The sequence below is a fragment of the Methylobacterium sp. J-092 genome (assembly GCF_022829325.1).
In the GTDB taxonomy this organism is placed as follows: Bacteria; Pseudomonadota; Alphaproteobacteria; order Rhizobiales; family Beijerinckiaceae; genus Methylobacterium.
In genome coordinates this window covers 38,022-54,401 of sequence record NZ_JAKSXU010000040.1, presented here as the reverse complement: position 1 = coordinate 54,401, position 16,380 = coordinate 38,022, and the positions used below count along the sequence as shown (strand labels likewise).

Here is a 16,380-nt window from a genome sequence, read left to right as displayed (position 1 = left end):
GCCGCGAGCCACCACGAGCGCTGGGACGGCACCGGGTATCCGGCGGGCCTGGCCGGCGAGGCGATCCCGCTGTCGGGCCGCATCGTCGCCGTGGCCGACGTGTTCGACGCCCTGGTCTCGGAGCGGCCGTACAAGGAGGCTTGGTCGCTCGAGAAGGCGCGGGCGCTCCTGTCCGACAACGCAGGCTCGCACTTCGACCCGGCCTGCGTCGCGGCGTTCCTGGCCGGCTGGGGCGAGGTCGAGCGGCAATGGCTGCGCGCAGCCGCGTGAGCCGACGCGATCGGATGCGACGTTCGAAGGAAGGCCGGGGCACGATGCGTTGGAAGGCACTGGACCCGCGGCGGTCCCTGGCGGGCCGGGTCGCCTGGGCGGTCGTCGGCGCCGTCGCGGTGGCGCTCCTCGTCGCGACCACGCTCTCGGTCTGGCGCGAGGTCGACCGCTACGCCGCCGACAAGCGCGAGGCCCTGCGCACGGTCGCGCGCGTGCTCGCGCAGAGCGGCGCCGGCGCCATCGCGAGCGACGACGCGGATGCGGCCGACACCACCCTTCGGGCGATCGCGCGCAACCCCTCGCTGGTCTACGCCGCGCTGATTCGCCCGGACGGCAGCATCCTCGGCGAGCAGGGCATCGGGCTCAGGCTGTCGAACGACCTCGACCTCGACGCCGCCGAGCAGCCGTCGCTCCTCGCTCTGCTCCTCACCCGGACCCTCAAGGTCGGCGAGCCGGTGCTGGAGAACCAGCGCGAGATCGGCCGGGTCGTGGTGGTGGCCGAGACCGGCGACCTCGCCGACCGCCTCGGCGGCGTCGCGCTCAACGCGCTGCTCGCCGGCCTCGTCGCGGTGGCCGTCGGCCTCGCGGTCTCGCTCAGGCTTCAGCGCGCCGTGACGCGGCCGCTGACCGCGCTCGCCGGCACCATGGACGCGGTGCGCTCGCGCCACGACTACAGCCGACGGGCCGACGTCACCACCGACGACGAGGTCGGGGCCCTGGCCCAGACCTTCAACGACCTGCTCGGCGCGGTGAACGTCCGCGACCGGCAGCTCGCCGCCTACAGCACCGGGCTGGAGGAGGAGGTCCGCGTGCGGACCCACGATCTCAGCGAGGCGCGGGAGCAGGCGGACGCCGCCAACGCCGCGAAATCCACCTTCCTCGCCACCATGAGCCACGAGATCCGCACGCCGATGAACGGCATGCTGGTGATGGCCGAGCTCCTGGCCGCCACCGACCTGCCGCCGCGCCAGCGCCGCTACGCCGAGGTGATCGCGCGCTCGGGACAATCGCTGCTGGCGATCATCAACGACATCCTCGACTTCGCGAAGGTGGAGGCCGGCAAGCTCGAATTGGAGCGCACCGCGATCAGCCCGGCCGAGATCGCCGACTCGGTCGTCACGCTGTTCGGCGAGCGCGCCCGCACGGCCGGGCTCGACCTCGCGGCCGAGATCGGCGCGGACGTGCCCGCCGGCATGGTTGGCGACCCGGTGCGCCTCGGCCAGGTCGTCAGCAACTTCGTCTCCAACGCCCTCAAGTTCACGGAAGCGGGCCACGTCCTCGTCCGCTTGAGGACCTGCGACGGCGGGCGGATGCTGGAGATCGCCGTCGTCGACACCGGCATCGGCATTCCGCAGGACAAGATCGCCGGGGTGTTCACCGCCTTCACCCAGGCCGACCAATCGACCACGCGCCGCTTCGGCGGCACCGGCCTCGGCCTCTCGATCGCGGAGCGCCTGATCGCGGCGATGGGCGGCGGCGTCGGCCTCGAGAGCCGCGTCGGCGAGGGCTCGACCTTCTGGGCGCGGATCCCGATCGAAGCGCCGGAGACGGCCGAGACGATCCGCCGGTCGGCCGAGGCGCCGAAGGGCGTCGTGCTCGCCGGCCTCGGCGGTGCGACACGCGTGGCGCTGGCGGCGGGCCTCGTCGAGGCGGACCTCGCCCCGCTTGCGGACACCGCGCCGGATCGCGCACCCTGGATCATGGATGCGGCCGAGCTGCTCGCGCAGGGGCGCCGCCCGGACGCGGCCCTGCGGGTGGTCGCGGTGGCGCCGATGGGCGATCCGGCCGGTCAGCAGGCGCTCCGCGCCGGGCTCGCCGACGAGGTCTTGCGCTGGCCCGTGGTGCAGGCAGAGTGGCGGCCGGTGCTGGCAGCGCTCGCCGCCGACCGCCCGTTCGCCGCGAACGCGCCGCGTTCCACTACCTCCGCCGACGCCCTGCCGCGCTTCCCTCAGGCCCGCGTGCTCGTCGCCGACGACAGCGCCGTGAACCTGGAGGTCGCGATCGAGGCGCTGGCGCGCTGCGGCGTGACGGACGTGATCACCGTCGGGGACGGCGCGCAGGCGATGGCCGCGAGCGCGGCCGCCCATTTCGATCTGGTCCTGATGGACGGCAGCATGCCGGTCCTCGACGGGTTCGAAGCGACGCGCGCGATCCGCCGCCGCGAGGCCGAGACCGGCGCCGCCCGCCTGCCGATCGTCGCGATGACCGCGCACGTGATCGGCGACGGCGCGCTCGCGTGGCAGGACGCCGACATGGACGGGACGCTGGCAAAACCCTTCACCCTGGCCCAGCTCGCGCAGGTGCTCGGCCGCTTCGTCGTGGCCGACGCGCCCGGCGCGGACACGCTTGCGTCCCGGGTGGACGCCTTCGACGAAGCAGGCTCGGACCAGCCTTCCGCCCCCGGGCTCCTCGACAGCGAAACCCTCGAAGGCCTCGCCGAGATGGGCGACGGCGCCTTCCTGGCGCGCGTGCTCGGCCTCTACACCGGGCAGGCGCCGGCGGCGCTGACCGCGCTGGAAGCCGCGATCCCCGGAGGCGAAGCCGGCACCGTCGCCAGCGCCGCCCACGGCCTGAAGTCGATGAGCGCGAACATCGGCGCGACGCGGCTGGTCGGGTTGCTCGCCGCGGTCGAGGGCGGGGCTCGGAGTTCGGGCACCATCCCCGATGCGGGGCAGATGGCGGAGATCCGCGCGGCGTTCGCGGAGACTTTGTGCGCGCTCGCCGCTTACGGGGCGCGCAGGGATCTCGCTGCGTAGGCGAGCGCCTTCAGCCGAACTGCTCGCGCAGGATGCGCTCGTCGAGGCTGTGGCCGGGGTCGTGCAGCAGCACGAGATCGGTCTCCCGGTCGAGCCAGGTGTCGACCATCGACACCCGGCGGAACTCGGTGTGGTCGGCCACCGCCGCGACGGGCCTGTGCTCGGCGTCGAGCACCTCGATCCGGATGTGGGCGTGGTCCGGCAGCAGCGCGCCGCGCCAGCGCCGGGGCCGGAACGCCGAGATCGGCGTCAGCGCCAGGAGCTTGGCGTTGAGCGGCAGGATCGGGCCCCCGACCGACAGGTTGTAGGCGGTGGAGCCGGCCGCGGTGGCGGCGAGCACCCCGTCGGCGATCAGCTCGGGCAGCCGCACCTGCCCGTCGACCGAGATCTTGAGCTTGGCGGTCTGGTGGGTCTGGCGCAGCAGGTAGACCTCGTTGATCGAGCGGGCGCGGTGGCTGCGCCCCTCGGTGTCGTGCGCCTCCATCAGCAGCGGGTGGACGACGCTGCGATGCGCGGCCTCCAGGCGCTCCAGGAGGGTGTCCTCGCGGAACTCGTTCATCAGGAAGCCGACGGTGCCGCGGTTCATGCCGTAGATCGGCTTCTTCGCGTCCATGAAGCGGTGGAGCACCTGCAGCATCAGGCCGTCGCCGCCGAGGGCGACCACCACGTCGGCCTCCTCGGGCGCGACGTGGTCGTAGCGCCGCATCAGGGCGGCGGCCGCCTCGCGGGCGTCGGGCGTCGGGCTCGCGACGAAGGCGACCTTGTGGAAGCGCGGCATGCGTGACCCGGACCCACCTGAGTTGACGCGGAGCCGGAGCGGGGCTCAATCGTGCGCGTGCACCATGCTTCGTGCGTGCGCCCAGTCGTTCAGAGAGCCATAGCATGGAGCGTCCGCTCCTCGTCTATACCACGTTCCCCGATGCCGAGACGGCGCTCGCCGTCGGCGAGACGCTGGTGCGGGACAAGCTCGCCGCCTGCGTCAACGTGCTGCCCGGGATGCGCTCGGTCTACGCCTGGAAGGGCGCGATCGAGCACGGCAGCGAGGTCGTCGCGATCGTGAAGACACGCACGGGCCTGTCGGACACCCTCGCCGCGGCCCTGAAGGCGCGCCATCCCTACGAGACGCCGATCGTCCTGCACCTCGCGGTCGCCGAGGCGGATGCGGAGACGGCGGCGTGGATCCTCTCGGAGACTCAGGCGCCGCCGGTCGGATAGCTGCGGCCCTTCCAGACGGCGGCGCCGGCGCGCTTGCGGCGCAGCAGCACGTTCCACTGGATCGCCAGCGCGACCACGACCGCCGCGGGGTGGAGCGGGATGGTCGCGGCCGGCTCGTCGGTCACCAGGGTGATCGCCGTGCGGGTCGCCAGCGAGACGGCGAGCGCCGCGAGCGCCAGGAACCAGGTCGCGGCGTCGAGGCCGCCGAAGAGGCCGGCCAGCACCAGCACGGGCGGGAGGACGTGGCCGAGGCCGAGCAGGGCGGTCCAGACCGGCAGCGCCACCGGGGTCGCCATGCCCTCGTGGGCGTTCTTCGAAAACCCGGCCCAGCACTGCGAGAATCCCGTATACATCCGGCAATCGGCAAGCGCGTGCCCGGCGACGAGGTCGGTGCGGTGTCCGGCCGCGCGCAGCAGCCGGGGCAGCTTCACCCCGTCGTGCAGGAAGCGGCGGATGGCGCCGTGGCCGCCGATCGCCGCGTAGGCGTCGCACCCGATCAGCAAAAGCTGCCCGCAGGCCGCGCCCAAAGCCGGGCGCATCGAGGCGCGCATCATCGCCACCGGCAGGTAGCCGACGAGCAGGAAGTTGATCATTGGCACGGTGAGCTTCTCGCCGAGCGTGCCCATCACCTGCCGCGGCACCGCGCTGACGAGGCCCGATCCGGTGCGGCGGGCATGGGCGACAAGGCCGGCCGCCGCGAACGGCTTGAGCCGCACGTCGGCGTCGACGAAGAGCAGGTTCGCGCCGCGTGCCTCGCCGGCGAGGTGGGCGCAGGCGTGGTTCTTGCCGGTCCAGCCCTCCGGCAGCGGCGGCACAGGCACGAGGCGAAGGCGCGGCTCGCCGGCGGCGATGCCCGCGACGATCTCGGCGGTGGCGTCGGTCGAGTGGTCGTCGCCGACCAGCACCTCGACGGCGACGCCGACGCCGGCGAGCGCCGCCCGAACGGTCGCCGCGATATGGGCGGCCTCGTTGCGCGCCGGGATGAGGATCGAGACGAGGCCCGCCTCCGGCCCGTCCGGCTCGGGCGTGCGCAGCAGCGTCAGGTTCATCGCGGCGAGGACGGCCGGCAGGAGCGCGGCCGCGAGCGCCAGGATCGCGAGGGCGGGCAGCACGAGGTCGACCATCAGCGCTGCGCTTCCTCGGCCCGGGTCTCCCGCCCGGCCGCGGCCCGGTGGCCGGCCTCGAAGCGCCGCCCGCGCAGGGCCGCCGCCATCCGCCGCCAGCCGTCGTACAGGCCGCCGACGCCCTGGCGCCCCGCGGCGAGGTCGTGGAACCGCGCCGGATCGCGGGCGATCACGTCGGCGCTCAGGCGATCGAGGACGGCGGTGAGGTCGGCCTCCAGCCGCGCGAGGCGCTCGCCGCGGGGCAAATCGCCCAGGGTCCGCCCGGACACGGGTTGGCCGAAGGCCGCGCAGGCCTCGGCGCCGCTCTCGTCCCAGAACGCGTATTCGAGCGCCAGCGGCACGAACTGCGCGTCGGGCGCGATCTCGGCGAGCCGGGCGACGCCGGCGCGCAGGGCAAGCGGCCGGCTGCGCACGTCGGCGAAGCGCCCCTGGGCGGTGATCCAGAGCACGCTCGCGGGCCGGGCCAGGATCTCGCGCGAGGCCGCCATGAACTGCGCCGCGCCGCGCGGCGTGTCGAGGTCGACGCCGAACGCGCCCATCCGGCGGAAGACACCGTAGCGTTCCAGCATCCGCGCGTCGAACGGCGCGTAGCTCGACCGCTCGGGAAACAGGCGCCCGGCGAGCAGGATGATCACCGCCGCATCCCACCAGGCCGGATGGTTGCAGTAGACCACCACCGGCCCCGGGCCGAGCTCCGGCGCCGCCCCCCAGCGCGCGAGGCGCAGGGCGTTCATCCGCCGCCGGAGGAAGCGATCGAAGTAGGCGACCATGAACCGCCACACCACCGGCGAGGCCGGCGGCGGCGCCCGGAACCGGCGGCTGCGATCGGGCGCATCGGCCATGGGTTCAATCCCGGACCGGACCGGGCGGCAGGATGCCGGGTGCCGCTTCGCCGGTCACGCGGATTCGCGTAGCTGCCCGCGGGCGTCGGTGTCGTGCGCGTCGGCGGCGATCCAGCCCGACATCATCACCATCGGCATGCCCGGCCCGGGATGGGCGGCGCCGCCGGCGAGGTAGAGGTTGCGCACCTGCCGCGAGCGGTTGCCCGGCTTGAACGCGCCCATGACCTTGCCGTGGGAGGCCAGCCCGTAGATCGCGCCGTTGAGCACATGGTAGCGCTCATGGATGTCCTGCGGCGTGAGGTGGCGCTCGACGACGATGCGCTCCTCGAGGTCCGGCATGCCGGCCGTGCGCTTGAGCTTGTCGAGGATCACCTGCCGGTAGGCCGGGAACATCGTCTTCCAGTCGTGGTGCGGGCGCAGGTACGGCGTGTGGACGAGGACGTAGAGCGCCTCGCCGCCCTCCGGCGCCACCGACGGATCGGTGGAGGAGGGCGCCGCGAGGTAGGCGGTCGGGTCCGGGGCCGGCTCGCCCTTGCGGTAGATCCAGTCGAACTCCTCCTTGGGGTCCTTGGAGAAGACGAAGTCGTGGTGGTTCAGGTGCTCGTAGCGCTTGTTCAGGCCGAGGTAGAGCACCACGCCGGAGCAGGCCGGCTCGGGGTTCTTCTTCGCGTAGGCCTTGCCGGCGTCGCCGCCGACCAGTTCCTTATAGGTCCGCACCGAATCCATGTTCGAGATCACCGCGTCGTAGGCGGTGGTGCCGGACTTGGTCCGCACGCCCTTCACCGCGCCGGCCGAGACGTCGAGGCCCAACACCTCCTCGCCCGGCTTCAGCGTCGCGCCGAGCTCGGTCGCGAGCTTGGCCAGCGCCTCGGCGACGGCCCGTGTGCCGCCCATCGGGTACCAGACCCCCTCCGCCGTCTGCATGTGCGCGATGGCGCAGAGCACCGCCGGCGCGCCGTAGGGCGAGGAGCCGACATACTGCACGAAGTGGTCGAGCATCTGCGCCAGGCGCGCATCCTTCACCTTGCCGCGGATCGTGCTCGCCACCGAGGCGTGCATCCGCAGCGCGAGCACGTCGCGCAGGGTCCCGGGGTTGAGGTTCGCGCGGACGTTTATCGTGTCGAACAGGTCCTCCACCGGCTTCCAGAAGAAGAATTTTTCCGAGATCTGGTGCAGGTTCTCGGAAACCTCCAAGAACTTCCTGTAGCCCTCGCCGCTCCCGGCGCCCGGCGCGAAGCGATCCATGTCGGCGGCCATGCGGGCGACGTCCTGCATCAGGTCGATGCGGGTGCCGTCGTCGAAGAAGCAGCGCCACTGCGGATCGAGCCGGCGCAGGTCGAGATAGTCGTGCAGGTTGCGGCCCGCCTCGGCGAAGATGCGCTCCAGCACGCGCGGCACGGTGAGGATCGTCGGCCCCATGTCGAACCGGAAGCCGCCCTCGTGCAGCACCGCGGCCTTTCCGCCGAGCCAGTCGTTCTTGTCGTAGACCGTGACCCGGTGTCCGCGCGCCGCGCTCACGCAGGCGGCGGCCAAGCCGCCGAGCCCGCTGCCGACGACGGCGACCGTGGAATCCTGGCTCATGGCGTTCGATACTCCCGGCACGCCCGCGACGACGGCGTCCCCTCGATTGAAGCTAGGCAGAACCGATCGGCGGTCAACGCGCCACCGGGTCGCGCCGGGTCCACCATCGTCATGCCGTCCGCCGCGAAACGAGCATCAAGGCGGCCCCGAGCCCGGCCAGCCCGATCGCCGACAGCACGCCCCAGGCAGCCAAAGCCGCGGCGGCGCCGTCGCCGAGGGCGCCCTGGTAGGCCTCGATCGCCCAGGCGTTCGGCGTGAACCAGCCCGCCTGCTGCAGCCAGGGCGGCATCAGGAAGCGCGGCACCATGCTGCCGCCGACCGCCGAGAGCAGCAGCACGCCGAAGGTCGAGGCGAGGTGCGCCTGCTGGCGGGTCGCGGCGGCGGCGCAGGCGGCGAGCGCGAGCCCGGCCGCCATCGCCGAGACCAGCGCGCAGGTGACGAGGAAGGCCGGCCAGTGCGGGCCGATCTCGACGCCGTAGAGCAGGGCCGCGGCCGCGAAGATCAGCCCGGCCTGGGCGACGCCCTGCACGGTGAGGAAGGCGAACTTGCCCAGCACGATGACGCCCAGGCCGCCGGGCCCCGCCATCAGCCGGTCGGCGAGGCCGGTGGCGCGTTCCTCGGTGAGCGACATCGCCCCCTGCATCGCGGCGAACAGCAGGAACACCGCGGTGATCGCACCGGCATAGTAGCGCACCCGCTCGTTGGCGGCGCCTTCCGCGGTGCTGCGCCGCTCGACCAGCGAGGCGAAGCTGAACGGCTCCTTCTTCGCGCGCTGCTCGGCGAAGGCCTCGTCGAGGAAGGCGCGCTCGTCGGCGCCGATCTTGCCGCTGCGCTCGACATCGGCGACGACCCGCGACAGCACCACGTCGGGCAGCGCCTCGTTCAGCACCCGCTGGAGCTGGCCGAGGGCGATCGGGGTGGCGAGCGCCTTGGCCGGGCTCTCGACCAGCACCACCGGCTGCTCGGACGCCGCACCGGCCGCCGGTGCCGCGAGGTCGCTGCGGATCACCAGCGCCACGTCGACGTCGCCGCGGCGCACCGCGGCGACGATTCCGGCCAAGTCGCGCTCGGGCAGGCGCGTCACGCGCAGCGACGGGTCGGCCTCCAGGGCCTTCATCAGGCGCTCGGTGGTGGGGGTGCCGGCGAGGTCGGCGAGCCCCAGATGGATGCGGATGCGGTCGCCGATCGCGCCCGAGAAGATCGCGGCGAAGATCACGAAGATGACGGTCGGCAGCACGAAGGCCATCGTCAGGGCGGCGCGGTCGCGGATCAGGCTGATCCACATCACGCGGAAGGCGGCGCCGATCATCGCGCGGCCTCGGCCAGGCGCAGGCCCGCGGGGCCGCCGTCGAGGGCGTCGAGGTAGAGCGCCTCGAGGCCGGGCGCGCGCACGCGGACCTCGTAGGCCGGCACCGCCTGCGCCCGCAGCGCGTCGAGCAGGTCCGCGCCGTCGAGCGGGCGGGCGAGGCCGGGGGCGGCGCGCCAGACCAGGGGGGTGTGCGAGGGCGCGAACCCGGCGCGGCGCAGGGCCTCGTCGGCGGCGGGGCCGGCCGGCAGGCTGAGGGCGACCTCGCGCTCGGGAATGCCGGCACGAAGCTCGGCCAGCATGTCCGCGAGCGTACCTTCGCGGACGATGCGGCCACCGGCCATGAAGGCGGCACGGTCGGCGAGGCGCTCGGCTTCGGCGAAGTCGTGGGTGGCGATCAGGATGGCGGTGCCCTCTTCGCGCAGGCGCCCGAGCACGGCGTGGATCGCGGCGCGGGCGACGAGATCCACCCCTTGCGTCGGCTCGTCGAGCAGCACCAGGGCCGGCCGGCACATCAGGCTCGCCGCGATGTTGACCCGCCGCTGGTAGCCGCCCGAGAGCAGCCCGACCGGGCGCCCGGCCGCCTCGGCGATGTCGGTGAGCGCCATGGCCTCCGCCACGGCCATGGCGCGCTCACGCCGCCCGATGCCGGCGAGCTGCGCGAACACCCCGAGATTCTCGGCGACGGTGAGGCGCGGGTAGAGCGCGATCTCCTGCGGCACCCAGCCGATCGCCCGCCGCGCTGCGCGCACTCGGAACGGATCCTGGCCGCCGACCCGCACCGTTCCGGCCTGCGGCGCGAGGCGCCCCGCGATCAGGCGCATCAGCGAGGTCTTGCCGGGGCCGTTCGGCCCGAGCAGCGCCAGGATCTCGCCCGCGCCGAGGACGAGATCGACCGCGTCGAGCACGCGTCGATCGCGATAAGCGAGGGCGGCGCCCGCGACGCGGACGAGAGGATCCGTCACGCGGCGCCTCAGCGTCGGGGCAGGGCGCGGGCGAGGCCGACCCGCAGCGCGGTCCCGGGTTCGCGCAGGTCGAAGGCGGCCTGCGCGAAGGTCGGGCGGGCCTTGAGACCGACGCCGCCGGAGAAGCCGTAGGGCTCGATCGGCAGGCCGAGGCCGGTCCGGTCGAGCTTGCGGTTGCCGTTGACGTCCTCGAACGCCGCGACGGCGTAGCGGCCGGCCGGAACGTCGCGGAACACGACGTTCACCGTCCCGCCGCGCGCGGTCAGCTCCTGCCCGAGGCTGCAGGCCTCCTCGGACAGGCCGCCCTGGCACAGGGCGACGGACACGGAGGTGCCGGGGTCGGCCCCATCCACCACCACCTCGACGGTGGCCGCCGCCGCCGGCAGGGCGACGACGACGGCCGCCGCGGCGAGCGCGAGGCGCCTCGGGGCGCGGCCGGAATGCGGAGTGGGAGTCGGCGTACGAAGCGTGCGGGGCCCAGCGACGCTCACGAGGTCTCGCCGCCGGTGGCGAGCGCCGCGGTCTCGGGCACGCCGGAAGTCTCGGCGACGCGGGCGCCGGCCAGCTCCTCGATGAGCAGGCGGGCGGAGATGCGCGCGCCCTCGTAGATCACCGGCAGGCCCGAGCCCGGATGCGTGCCGCCGCCGACGAGGTAGAGCCCCGGCCCGAAGCGGTTGTGCGGGCGGAAGTACAGCATCTGCATCAGGTCGTGGGCGAGGTTGAAGGTGGCGCCCTCGTAGACCGCGAACTCGTCCCGCCACTCGACAGGGTCGACGATCCGCTCGAAGCGGATGCGGCTCTCGATGTCGCCGAGACCGAGGAGCTTCAGGCGGTCCAGCACCAGGGCCCGATAGGTCGCGCGGGTGGCGGACCAGTCGATCCCCGCCTTCAGGTTCGGCACCGGCACGAGGACGTAGAGGGCGGTATGGCCGGGGGGCGCCATGCCGCCGTCGGTGTAGCCGGCATGCTGCACGTAGACCGAGGGCTGCATCGGCAGGATGCCGTCGGTGATCTCGCGGATGTTGCGCGCGTAGTCCTCGGCCAGGAGGATGGTGTGGTGCCCGAGGGTCTCGGGCATCTTACCCTCGATGCCGAGGTACATCATGAAGGTCGAGCACGAGAGGCGCGCCTTCTCGATCTTCCGGTCGCGCCAGCGCGGGCGGTGCACTTCGGGGACGAGATCCTGGATCACCTGCGCGAAGTCGCCATTGATCACCACCGCGTCCGCGGCGATCCGCTCTCCGTCCACGATCACGCCGTCGGCGCGCTTGCCGTCGAAGGTGACGCGCTCGACCGAGGTCCCGAGCCGGATGTCGACGCCCATGCGTCGGCAGAGGCCGGCCATCGCCTCCGAGATCGCGCCGCACCCGCCGACCGGGTGGTAGACCCCGTGCTCGTATTCGAGGAACGACAGGATCGTGAACAGGCTCGGGCAGCGGAACGGCGACATGCCGAGGTACTTGGTCTGGAACGCGAAGGCGAGGCGGACCCGCGGATCCTTGAAGTAGCGCTGCAGGTCGCGGTCGACGCTGCGGCCGGGATGCAGGTGGGGCAGCGCCCGCAGCATCCCCGGGCTCGCCATGCTGCGGAGGGTGTGGAACGCCTGCTCCAGCACCGGCTTGAAGAACTTCAGCTTGACCCGGTTGTCGGCGAAGAATTGCTTGACGTTCTTGGCGTCGTCGGGCGCGATGCGGGCGATCTCGGCTTCGAGGCGGTCCATGTCGCCGGTGGCGCGGATCTCGCCGCCGGCCTCGAACACGAGGTGGTACTGCGGATCGAGCCGCTCGAGCTTGACGTGATCCTCCAGCCGCTCGCCGCAACTGTCGAAGATGTCGGCCAGGATCTGTGGATAGAGGAAGAAGGTCGGGCCGATGTCGAACTTGTAGCCGCCGGGGGCCTCGACCGTCTTGGTGCGGCCGCCGACCTGCTGGTCCTTCTCGATCAGCGTGACCTGAAGGCCGGCGCGCGCCAGCAGCAGGGCCGTGGCGAGGCCGCCCGGCCCGGCACCGACGACGACGACCCGGCGCCCGGACAATGTCCGCAGGCCCTCCCGTGACTGAAGCAACGCGCCCGACTCCCAGACCAGAACCACCCGGCGGACGACCGGCTCCCGCCCGGTCCGCCTGCTGTCAAGCTAGCTCGCCGCGGGGTCAAGGCAATGGGTGCGCATTGTCGCGCGCATCGCGGCCCCCGCCGGAGAGGCGATGCAGGGCGATCGCGCCGGCGGTGGCGACGTTGAGCGAGTCGAAGCCCGCCGCCATCGCGATGCGCAGGCCGCGCATCCGCGCCAGCACGTCGGCCGGCAACCCGGGGCCTTCCGTGCCGAGCAGCAGCAGCGTGCGGGTCGGCGCCGTCAGGTCGGCGACGTCCTCTCGCCCGGACGGGCTGAGCGCCAGCGGCTCGAGGGCGAGGGCGCAAGCGGTCGCGAGCCAGTCGGCGCCGGGATCCAAGCGCGCGAAGGGCACGGTCAGGGCGGCGCCGGCCGAGACGCGGATCGCCTTGCGGTAGAGCGGATCGCAGGTGCCGGCGTCGAGCAGCACCGCGTCGGCACCGAAGGCCGCGGCGTTGCGGAACAGGCCGCCGACGTTGTCGTGGTTGGTCAAGCCGGCCAGGCCGACGACCAGCGCCGGGGCGGGCGCCGGCGGGACGACCGCGTCCGCACGCGCGCCGTCGCCGCGGATGCCGACGGCGAGCACGCCGCGATGGATCGGGAACCCGGCCACCGCGCTCATCACCGCGCGGTCGGCGACGAAGACCGGCGGCGTGCCGGGGCCGGCCTCGATCGCGGCCGCGAGGCCGGCGACGCGCTCGGGCAGCAACAGGATCGATTCGGTGCGGAAGCGGGCCTGCGGCGACAGCATCAGCCGCAGCGTGACCTCGCCTTCGACGATGAAGCGACCGGCCCGCCCGACGAGGTCGCGCTCGCGCATCGCCGCATAGGGGGCGAGGCGCGGATCGGCCGGATCGGTGATCGGGATCGGGTGCACGGACCGCGCGTCGGCGCACATGCGGTCGGCGGCCCTTAGGGTCCGGCTCCGCTCACGCCGGCGGGCGGCCGCCCATGCGGATCGCCAGCGGGTCGGCCTCGGCCTTGGTCGGCACCTTCACCAGGGCCTCGCCGTCGAGCACGACCTCGCCGGCCACCGAGCAGGTGCACTTGAGGCGGGCGCGGCGCCGCTCGGGCACGAGCTCGGCCACCTCGACGGTCACGTCGACGGTGTCGCCGATGCGCACGGGCGCGCGGAAGTTCAGGGTCTGGCTGATGTAGACCGCGCCGGGGCCGGGGAGGCGGGTGCCGAGCACCGCCGAGATCAGCCCGGCGGTGTAGAGGCCGTGGGCGATGCGGGTGCCGAAGGGCGTGCGCGCCGCGAAGTGCTCGGACAGGTGGATCGGGTTGCGGTCGCCGGTGATCTCGGCGAAGCCGATCACGTCGGAGGAGGCGATCGTCTTCGACAGGGTCTCCGAGAGCCCGACTTCGAGGTCCTCGAAGTAGAGAACGCGCAATTCGGGCAACATCTGAGACTCCTCGTTCCGGCCGCACGGATTCGGTCCGGCCGCGGCCCCGCCTCGCACAGGTCGGGCGCCGAATCCAGCCGGGCGAAACGCCGAGGCCGGGTCGACAGCCCGCGCGCGGTGGGCGAAGAGGCGGCCCGGCCCGTCAACGGACACCGTCGCCCGCGTGGACTCCACCGCCTCCCCCCCGCTCCGCCCCGTCGTCGCGCGCGTCGCGGGGCTGAACCTTGGCTACTTCGGCATCGAGATCGCGGTCGCCCTGGCGATCGGCTCGGTGGCGTTGATCGCCGACAGCCTCGACTTCCTCGAGGACGCGGCGATCAACCTGCTCATCTTCGCCGGCCTCGGCTGGAGCGCGGTCAACCGCGCCCGCCTCGGCACGCTGATGGCCGGCATCCTGATGGTGCCGGCGCTCGCGACCGCCTACGCGGCCTACGAGAAGTTTTCGGACCTGAGCGCGCCGGCGCCGCTTCCGTTGACGCTCACCGGCCTCGGCGCGCTCGCCGTCAACCTGACCTGCGCCCTGATGCTGTCGCGCCATCGCGACGGCGCCGGCAGCCTGACGCGGGCGGCCTGGCTGTCGGCCCGCAACGACGCCTACGCCAACCTAGCGATCATCGCGGCCGGGCTCGCCACCGCGCTGCAGCCCTCGGCCTGGCCCGACCTGATCGCCGCGGCCGGGATCGCCATCCTCAACGCGGACTCGGCCGGCGACATCCTTCGCGCGGCCTTCGCCGAGCGCCGCGCCGCCCAGGAAGCAGGACCGCCCCCGTGAGGATCTTCCCGATCTCCGACCTCCATCTCGAGCGCCGCCGCCTCGATCTCATCGCCGCACCGAGCGGGGCGTTCGACGTGATGGTCTGCGCCGGCGATCTGTACGAGGGCCACCCCGAGCGCGGGCTCGCCGCCGTGCTGGCGCTGGCCGGCGGCCGACCGGTGGTGCTCGTGCCGGGCAACCACGAGCACTATGCGCCGACCGGCGACGCGCGAACCGCCCCCGAGCTCCTCGCCGCACTGGCAGGGGAGGTCGAGCGCCTGAATGGCGCCGGTGCCCGGATCCACCTGCTGCAGCACGGCGCCACGTGCGTCCTCGATGAGGTCCGCTTCGTCGGCGCGACCCTGTGGAGCGACTGGTCCCTGGCCGGGCGCTGGCTCGCGGCGGACGCGCCCGACCGGCCGGCCGACCCGGTGAGCTACGCGGCCGAGCGGATGACCGACCCGATCACCGGTTCGCGAGAGTACCGCGGCTCGATCCGCAAGGCCGACGGCACCGCCTGGCTTCCCGCCGACGCGATGGCGGCCCACGCCTCCGAGCGCCGCCGGCTGCTGGCGGCCCTGGCGCAGCCGTTCGACGGGCCGACGGTGGCGGTGACGCACCATCCCCCGAGCCCGCGTGCGGCCGACGCCTTCCGCGATGCGCCGGGGGTGCCGTGGTGGGTGCCGGCCTTCTACGCGACCACGGTGCTCGACGAGCTCGACGACGCCGCGCGGCCCGTCCTGTGGGTGTCCGGCCATTTCCATGCCGGGCACGACATGGCGATCGGGCGCTGCCGATGGGTGGCGAACCCGGTCGAGGGCGCGACCTACGCGGCCGACCGCGTCGTCGCCGTGGCGTGAAGCTCGGCCCGGTCGACGCAAGGCGACGCCCCCGCGCCGCCCGGCGCGAAACCTCGTGCACGGCTCGTGCGTAGGGCTGCCACGTCCTTCCCGCGGGAGAGCCCTTGCCGTGAACACCTTCCTCGCCGTCGTCCTCGTCTGCGCCAACGCGATCGCGCAGGAAGCCTGCACCGACGACCAGGCCCTGGAGGTGCGCAAGGTCCGCGTCGCGAACGAGCTCGGCTGCACCAACGGCTGGCAGGAGATCATCGCCCGCACGGACCTGCGCGACGAGATCGGCAAGACCTCCTACCTCAAGACCGAGTGCCGCCGGGTGAAGAGCCCGCAGTGACCGCGGGGCGCCTCAGCATCCGGCCTTGAAGGCGATGGGGCCGGTGGCGAAGCGGATCTCGCCGCGCCCGTTCCGGATCTCGCCCCCGGCGTAATGGAGCGCGTCGTCGCGGTTGAGGAACAGGCCGCCGGCGATCCCGTGGCTCTCCAGCGCGACCCAGCAGCCGCCGGCATCCTGCCCGATGGTGAAGCTGAGGGCGGGCGCATCCGGGATGGCGGGCGGGCGGCCGGCGACGGCGGCGAGGGCGGATCGAAGGTTCGGCATGGTCTCACGCGGGGCTGGCGCGGCCCCTTGCCGGAACCGCACCGCCAAGATCGAGCCGCCCACGTAAGGAATCGAGCGTCACCGCCGCGCGATGCCATGAGCGTGTCGTGAGGATCGGCCTACTTCTCGTACTTGACGTAGGCGAAGCGTGCGTCCGTCGGCGTCCCTTCCAGGCCCTGGCCCTCGAGGCCCGGCTGCCAGGAGACGACCTCCTCGATCTTGCGCGCCAGCGCGAAGTCCTTGTCGGTGATGCCCTTAGCGGCATGGTTCATCAGCCGCACTTCGACCCAGGCGTAGGAAGCGGTCAGGTCGGGGTGGTGCCACGCGGCCTCGGCGAGGTGGCCGACGGTGTTGATCACCATCAGCGTGCTCTTCCAGCTCGCGGTCTTGTAGGTGCGGCGAATCCACCCGTCCTCGTAGCGCCAGGCCGGGATCTCGGCGGCGATCCGAGCGGCGATGGTCTCGTCGTCCAGGGCGCCTTCGCGTGGCTCGGCCATGATCTCTCTTCCGATGTCGGTTGTCCCCTTCGAGCCTGCCCCGGCCACCGCTCCCGCGCAAGGCGGTTGTGGACGGGCCGCGTGCTGCGCCCTATGACC

Annotated in this window: 18 protein-coding genes; 6 read left to right on the top strand and 12 right to left on the bottom strand. The window is 73.2% G+C overall.

What is annotated here, in order from left to right:
- On the top strand, nt 1–270 hold a 270-nt coding region (locus MKK60_RS02245), incomplete at its 5' end, for an HD-GYP domain-containing protein (RefSeq protein ID WP_243983720.1).
- A gap of 44 nt (nt 271–314) precedes the next feature.
- Nucleotides 315–3,026, top strand: a complete 2,712-nt coding sequence (locus tag MKK60_RS02240; protein ID WP_243983718.1) for a hybrid sensor histidine kinase/response regulator — start codon at nt 315–317, stop codon at nt 3,024–3,026.
- Nucleotides 3,027–3,036: 10 nt separating this feature from the next.
- On the opposite strand, the gene MKK60_RS02235 is transcribed toward MKK60_RS02240, so the two are convergent.
- On the bottom strand, nt 3,037–3,804 hold the full coding sequence (locus MKK60_RS02235) for an NAD kinase (RefSeq protein ID WP_147726303.1): 768 nt from the start codon (nt 3,802–3,804) through the stop codon (nt 3,037–3,039).
- Between the two features lie 104 nt (nt 3,805–3,908).
- Between MKK60_RS02235 and cutA the strand changes: the two genes are divergently transcribed.
- A complete protein-coding gene (gene cutA, locus MKK60_RS02230; RefSeq protein ID WP_147726304.1) occupies nt 3,909–4,241 on the top strand; it encodes a divalent-cation tolerance protein CutA in 333 nt (110 codons plus the stop codon).
- Here cutA and MKK60_RS02225 read toward each other — a convergent pair.
- From MKK60_RS02225 to croR, 9 genes are all read right to left on the bottom strand, one after another.
- Nucleotides 4,220–5,365, bottom strand: a complete 1,146-nt coding sequence (locus MKK60_RS02225; protein ID WP_243983716.1) for a glycosyltransferase family A protein — start codon at nt 5,363–5,365, stop codon at nt 4,220–4,222. The two genes, cutA and MKK60_RS02225, sit on opposite strands and share 22 nt — an antisense overlap.
- Nucleotides 5,365–6,135: a lysophospholipid acyltransferase family protein gene (locus tag MKK60_RS02220; protein ID WP_147858456.1), complete on the bottom strand. Its 771-nt coding sequence runs from the start codon at nt 6,133–6,135 to the stop codon at nt 5,365–5,367. Before MKK60_RS02220 ends, MKK60_RS02225 begins: the two co-directional genes overlap by 1 nt.
- Before the next feature lie 126 nt (nt 6,136–6,261).
- Complete coding sequence (locus MKK60_RS02215; RefSeq protein ID WP_243983715.1) at nt 6,262–7,788, bottom strand: phytoene desaturase family protein; 1,527 nt, start codon at nt 7,786–7,788, stop codon at nt 6,262–6,264.
- Between the two features lie 109 nt (nt 7,789–7,897).
- Nucleotides 7,898–9,097, bottom strand: a complete 1,200-nt coding sequence (locus MKK60_RS02210) for an ABC transporter permease (protein ID WP_243983713.1) — start codon at nt 9,095–9,097, stop codon at nt 7,898–7,900.
- Entirely contained in the window at nt 9,094–10,059 is a 966-nt protein-coding gene (locus MKK60_RS02205) for an ABC transporter ATP-binding protein (protein WP_243983711.1), read from the bottom strand. Before MKK60_RS02205 ends, MKK60_RS02210 begins: the two co-directional genes overlap by 4 nt.
- An 8-nt stretch (nt 10,060–10,067) precedes the next feature.
- Nucleotides 10,068–10,445, bottom strand: coding sequence for a DUF2141 domain-containing protein (locus tag MKK60_RS02200; protein WP_147729201.1), 378 nt, complete (start codon nt 10,443–10,445; stop codon nt 10,068–10,070).
- 101 nt (nt 10,446–10,546) lie between these two features.
- Nucleotides 10,547–12,124: a phytoene desaturase family protein gene (locus MKK60_RS02195; RefSeq protein WP_243983709.1), complete on the bottom strand. Its 1,578-nt coding sequence runs from the start codon at nt 12,122–12,124 to the stop codon at nt 10,547–10,549.
- 85 nt (nt 12,125–12,209) lie between these two features.
- Nucleotides 12,210–13,067 (bottom strand): TrmH family RNA methyltransferase, encoded by an 858-nt coding sequence (locus tag MKK60_RS02190; RefSeq protein ID WP_409567351.1) that lies wholly within the window; start codon nt 13,065–13,067, stop codon nt 12,210–12,212.
- 31 nt (nt 13,068–13,098) lie between these two features.
- Nucleotides 13,099–13,575, bottom strand: a complete 477-nt coding sequence (gene croR / locus MKK60_RS02185; protein WP_147727936.1) for a 3-hydroxybutyryl-CoA dehydratase — start codon at nt 13,573–13,575, stop codon at nt 13,099–13,101.
- A gap of 163 nt (nt 13,576–13,738) precedes the next feature.
- Between croR and MKK60_RS02180 the strand changes: the two genes are divergently transcribed.
- The 3 genes from MKK60_RS02180 to MKK60_RS02170 all read left to right on the top strand — a co-directional run bounded on the left by MKK60_RS02180 (nt 13,739) and on the right by MKK60_RS02170 (nt 15,520).
- Nucleotides 13,739–14,347, top strand: a complete 609-nt coding sequence (locus MKK60_RS02180; protein WP_243983707.1) for a cation transporter — start codon at nt 13,739–13,741, stop codon at nt 14,345–14,347.
- Complete coding sequence (locus MKK60_RS02175) at nt 14,344–15,189, top strand: metallophosphoesterase (protein WP_243983705.1); 846 nt, start codon at nt 14,344–14,346, stop codon at nt 15,187–15,189. Before MKK60_RS02180 ends, MKK60_RS02175 begins: the two co-directional genes overlap by 4 nt.
- A gap of 109 nt (nt 15,190–15,298) precedes the next feature.
- Nucleotides 15,299–15,520 carry a hypothetical protein gene (locus tag MKK60_RS02170; protein WP_243983703.1) on the top strand — a complete coding sequence of 74 codons (222 nt, stop codon included), beginning with the start codon at nt 15,299–15,301 and terminating at the stop codon, nt 15,518–15,520.
- Between the two features lie 12 nt (nt 15,521–15,532).
- On the opposite strand, the gene MKK60_RS02165 is transcribed toward MKK60_RS02170, so the two are convergent.
- Together MKK60_RS02165 and MKK60_RS02160 are read right to left on the bottom strand one after the other, a co-directional pair.
- Nucleotides 15,533–15,784 carry an RAG2 PHD domain containing protein gene (locus MKK60_RS02165; RefSeq protein WP_243983701.1) on the bottom strand — a complete coding sequence of 84 codons (252 nt, stop codon included), beginning with the start codon at nt 15,782–15,784 and terminating at the stop codon, nt 15,533–15,535.
- A gap of 119 nt (nt 15,785–15,903) precedes the next feature.
- The gene (locus tag MKK60_RS02160; RefSeq protein ID WP_147842313.1) at nt 15,904–16,281 is read right to left on the bottom strand and encodes a 4a-hydroxytetrahydrobiopterin dehydratase; all 378 of its coding nucleotides are present in this window, start codon (nt 16,279–16,281) and stop codon (nt 15,904–15,906) included.
- Nucleotides 16,282–16,380 lie beyond the last annotated feature (99 nt).